The sequence below is a fragment of the Luteococcus sp. Sow4_B9 genome (genome assembly GCF_052116585.1).
Taxonomy (GTDB): domain Bacteria; phylum Actinomycetota; class Actinomycetes; order Propionibacteriales; family Propionibacteriaceae; genus Luteococcus.
In genome coordinates, this window is the sequence record NZ_JBQKKT010000049.1 from 1 (window position 1) to 3,984 (window position 3,984).

5 protein-coding genes and 1 tRNA gene are annotated in these 3,984 nt (G+C 67.6%); 2 read left to right on the forward strand and 4 right to left on the reverse strand.

What is annotated here, in order from left to right:
• Positions 1-533, reverse strand: a 533-nt coding sequence (locus ACTQ49_RS14800; RefSeq protein WP_441828603.1) for a DUF3090 domain-containing protein, incomplete at its 3' end; no start/stop codon positions are given.
• Positions 534-576: 43 nt separating this feature from the next.
• A complete protein-coding gene (locus tag ACTQ49_RS14805) occupies positions 577-1,284 on the reverse strand; it encodes an MSMEG_4193 family putative phosphomutase (RefSeq protein WP_441828604.1) in 708 nt (235 codons plus the stop codon).
• Positions 1,285-1,363: 79 nt separating this feature from the next.
• On the opposite strand from ACTQ49_RS14805, the gene ACTQ49_RS14810 reads away from it, so the two are divergent.
• Positions 1,364-2,341: an aldo/keto reductase gene (locus tag ACTQ49_RS14810; RefSeq protein WP_441828605.1), complete on the forward strand. Its 978-nt coding sequence runs from the start codon at positions 1,364-1,366 to the stop codon at positions 2,339-2,341.
• Positions 2,342-2,422: 81 nt separating this feature from the next.
• On the opposite strand, the gene ACTQ49_RS14815 is transcribed toward ACTQ49_RS14810, so the two are convergent.
• Entirely contained in the window at positions 2,423-2,683 is a 261-nt protein-coding gene (locus ACTQ49_RS14815; RefSeq protein WP_441828606.1) for a DUF5703 family protein, read from the reverse strand.
• Between the two features lie 209 nt (positions 2,684-2,892).
• On the opposite strand from ACTQ49_RS14815, the gene ACTQ49_RS14820 reads away from it, so the two are divergent.
• Positions 2,893-2,977: transfer RNA gene (locus ACTQ49_RS14820), tRNA-Leu, on the forward strand.
• A 147-nt stretch (positions 2,978-3,124) separates the two neighbouring features.
• Here ACTQ49_RS14820 and ACTQ49_RS14825 read toward each other — a convergent pair.
• Positions 3,125-3,984, reverse strand: an 860-nt coding sequence (locus ACTQ49_RS14825; RefSeq protein ID WP_441828607.1) for a hypothetical protein, incomplete at its 5' end; no start/stop codon positions are given.

A 3,984-nucleotide genomic window follows, 5' to 3' on the forward strand; every position in this document is an offset into this window, starting at 1 on the left:
ATGGGGGAGGCTGGCCGGCCGGCGTGCACCAGAGCCCGGGCCCGGGCCGAGAAGTCACGGGCCTGATCGGTCGTGATCGCCACCGTGAGGCTCTCCGTTGCTGACAGGACGTCCTCGAGCCCCTCGAGCTCCTCCAGGGACTCCTCGTCCAGCCCGGGAATCTGCACCGTGGGATCGGCCTCGGTCTCGACGCTGAAGAGCTCCACCTGGACCGCTTCCAGACTGCCGTCCCAGGCGATGGTCATCGTGCCCACCCGGAAGTCCTCCTCCAGCGGGGCATCCAACGGCTCGAGGTCCGCGGCGCGTTGCCGCTGCGGAGGGATGTCGACGACTCCCTGGGCCAGCTGGGCCAACTCGTCCAGGATGCGTTCCAGATGCTCCGCGAGAACCTCCACCTGCTGCTTCTCACAGACCACACTGACCAGTCGACTGCCCTGTCGCGCCTGCACGAAGAAGGTTCGATCGCCGGGCTCGCCCACGGTGCCCGCGACGAAGCGGTCGGGAAACTCGAATCGGTGCTGGATGCGCGGCATGGGAACCACTTTAGGGTCCCCGGCAAGCGATGTGCCGCCGGGCTCATGCCGACTGGCTGCCGAGCCCGCCCCCGAGTTGGGGGCCTGCCGGGGCCCCGATCATGGCGGAGACCGCACCCTGGGTGGTGTTCATGGCGACCACCATCGGTTTGCGGCCCTGGGCCGACTCCCCTGCGACGGGCCAGCGCACGATGCTCACGGAGGCCGGGTCCACCACGATTCGTTGGAATTCGTCGAGCGGCTGGCCGAGTGCGTGGGAGAGCACTGCCTTGATCGGGTCTCCGTGCCCGACGAGCAGCCACGCGGCGTCAGCACCTGCCGACTCCGCGAGCTGCTGGTTGGTGGCCTCCACGGCCCGCACCATACGGCTGGCCATCTCCTGCATGGACTCTCCACCGGGGAAGGTGACGGTGCTCGGCGAGTCCTGCACCTGCCGCCACAGTGCTTCCCCGGCGAGCTCGCTGAGCTTGCGATTACTCCATTCGCCGTAGTCACACTCGGTTACCCGGGGATCTTCCCGAACCTGGGGCTCCAGTTCGGCTGCCTCCATGGCCAGCTCCAGCGTCTGCCGACAGCGCTCCAGGGGCGAATGGACCGCGAGTTGCAGGTCGAGCCCCCGCAGACGCTTGCCCAGGGCCAGGGCCTGGCCCCTGCCATGCTCGTCCAGTTCAATCCCGGGGGTGCGCCCGGAGAGCGTCCCGGCTGTGTTCGACGTGCTGCGTCCGTGGCGTGCGAGCAGAAGCGTGACCATGTTCAGAGCGTACTGGTCTGCGCCGAGGGTGCCGCGGCGCCGTCTGGGGCGCCTGGAAACAGTGCAATAGGGTCGATCCATGCAGACCCGACGAGTTGGCCGCAGCGGCCTGACGGTCTCCAGACTGGGCCTCGGCACCATGACCTGGGGAATCGACACACCCACCCGCGACGCGCGCAGCATGCTGCGGGCCTTCGTGGAAGCCGGTGGGAATCTCGTCGACACCGCCCCCGCGTACGGCAATGGCATCGCGGAGAAGATCATCGGGAAGTTGATCCACACGGACCTGCGCCGCGAGGATCTCGTGATCGCGACCAAGGGCGGATTTGGCGTCCACGATGGCCGTCGCCGAGTGGACACCTCCCGCAAGGCCCTCCTCGACGACCTTGCCGCCTCCCTGCGCAGGTTGCACACCGATCATGTGGACCTGTGGCAGGTGCACGCCTGGGGTGAGGCTCCCCTGGAAGAGACCCTCTCTGCGCTCGATCACGCCGTGCAGCAGGGCATGACCCGCTATGTGGGCATCAGCAACTACATCGGGTGGCAGACCGCTCGGGCAGCCACCTGGCAACAGGCGGTCCCCGGCCGCCATCCCCTCGTCTCCGGCCAGGTGGAGTACTCCCTCCTGGCCCGCAGATCCGAGATCGAGGTGCTGCCAGCCCTGCGCGCCCACGACATGGGCCTTTTCCCCTGGTCACCCGTCGGGCGCGGCGTCCTGACCGGCAAGTACCGCACCGGCACTCCGCGGGACTCCCGTGGCGCCAGCGACCACTTCGCGTGGTTCGTCGAACCCTATCTGGAGAGCAAGTCCCGGGCCATCACCGATGCCGTCGTCCGGGCGGCCCAGGGGCTCGACCTGACACCCGAGCAGGTCGCCCTGCTCTGGGTACGCGATGCTCCTGTGGTGACGGCACCGCTGCTGGGCGCGCGCACCATGGAGCAGCTTGCCCCCTACCTCGCGCTGGACGAATCGACGCTCCCGGAGCCGATCATCACAGCCTTGGACGACGTCTCGGGTGGCACGAACCAGCTCAGGGCAGCGAGCGCCACCGTCTGACCCGACGGGCCAGCACTCGCACTCCCGCGAAGCTCCCGTCCCGTGGGCTGCCAGTCCAGTGGGTCGACTTCGCGCGGCACATCACGCCGTCTGGAGCGTCGACCTGACCTTGATGACCTTGCGTCGCAACCAAGCCTGGGTGGAGCCGTCACGGTAGCGCCGGAGCCGGTGCAGTTCCCACCGCCCGTATTCGGCCTCCTCCGTGAGCAGCCGGCGTACCTGATTGCGGGTCACGGTGTGCGGCAGTGAGATGGTCTGCACTTCGAAGTCGTGTCCATCCATGTGCTCCACGCGCACCTGGCGAGCCGCGATGTAGCCAATCGGGCTGGGATGCTGGGACACGCTACCTCCTTGATGACTGCCGCTTCCATGGTGTCATGGGCAGGCCGAACGAGCCATCCTGACCGAGCAGGAACCGCACTTCGCCGCGGGCGTCAGCCATGACCCCAGGAAGACACCTTCGACGACATTCGATGACGAGCCCAATTGTGCGCCAGGGGCGATGGGGTGCTAGGGTTTCTTGCTGTTGCCGGTGAGTCCGGCAGCCACCTGTCCGGGTGGCGGAATGGTAGACGCGCTAGCTTGAGGTGCTAGTGCCCGATATAGGGCGTGGAGGTTCAAGTCCTCTTCCGGACACTCTCTTTGAAGGTCGATGACAGCACCATCTGTCATCGACCTTTCCTCATTGTGTGGCGCTTCCGATGCGTCCCTGGCTCGTCCCCTTGTCTCGGCAAGGGACCTACTCAACGCCGTGGGGCAGGCCGCATGGTCCCCTGCGATGGCTCAGCCGCACAGAACGGCCAGCTCCTCGAGTTCAACTGGATCCAGTTCCTGGCCAGCGATGACGGCGGCCACAATCCTCGCGACGCGGCGGAGCCTCTGGGCGGCCTGCAGACGGTGATCGTCAACACCGTGGCCAGGACCGAGAGCCCTGTCATACCCCCGACGAAGGTGGGCCATCTGATTGGCGTCGAGCACCTCGGCAACGGTCGCCAGATCCTCTTCCCCGACGCCGGCGCAGCACAGCCCGAGCTCGCCCGGCATCACGGTTCCGCCCAGTCCGAGGATCCATACCGCCCCTGGATCCAGTGATCCCAGACAGAGCACGGGCTCGCCGACCGAGAGCACGTCACTGGACCGGGCCACGATCTCCCGCAGGCGAGCCGCGAGGTGACCAGGAAGCCTCGTCGCAGCCAGCTGCACCATCTCAGCATCGAGCAGGGAGCTGAGGGCCGAGCGTCCGATCTCGGTTGCCGCCTTCGCGTCCAGCCGGATCGAATGCAGCCCCGCGAGCCAGGTGCCGAGTCCCCCAAGGACCACGGGTTCAGTCAGCTCCGTGGCAGAGGCGCGGCGCCACATCCCCTCCTCCAGGTCCTCCAGGACCATCCAGCCCGGTCCGTGCCCGAGCAGGCTGGCCGCCGGCAGCCCATGGCGTCCCATCAGTATTCGTGCCCGCACCTCCGCATCCAGCAGGTGTGCCTGCCACCGTGCGACGACCACGGCGTTGTTCTCCAGGACTGCACGGCACCACAGCCCGTTACCTTGCTGGTGACCCCGTAGGGAGGGGTCACGGTCGCCGGGCCCGGCATGACTCAGTGCCCCTGTCTCACCAATGATCCGGGGGGTGTTGTCACCGGGCCTGG

Bases quoted from the DNA above. Each gene is read 5' to 3' on its own strand.
- ACTQ49_RS14805 (WP_441828604.1), bottom strand. From the start codon at position 1,284: ATGGTCACGCTTCTGCTCGCACGCCACGGACGCAGCACGTCGAACACA.
- ACTQ49_RS14810 (WP_441828605.1), top strand. From the start codon at position 1,364: ATGCAGACCCGACGAGTTGGCCGCAGCGGCCTGACGGTCTCCAGACTG.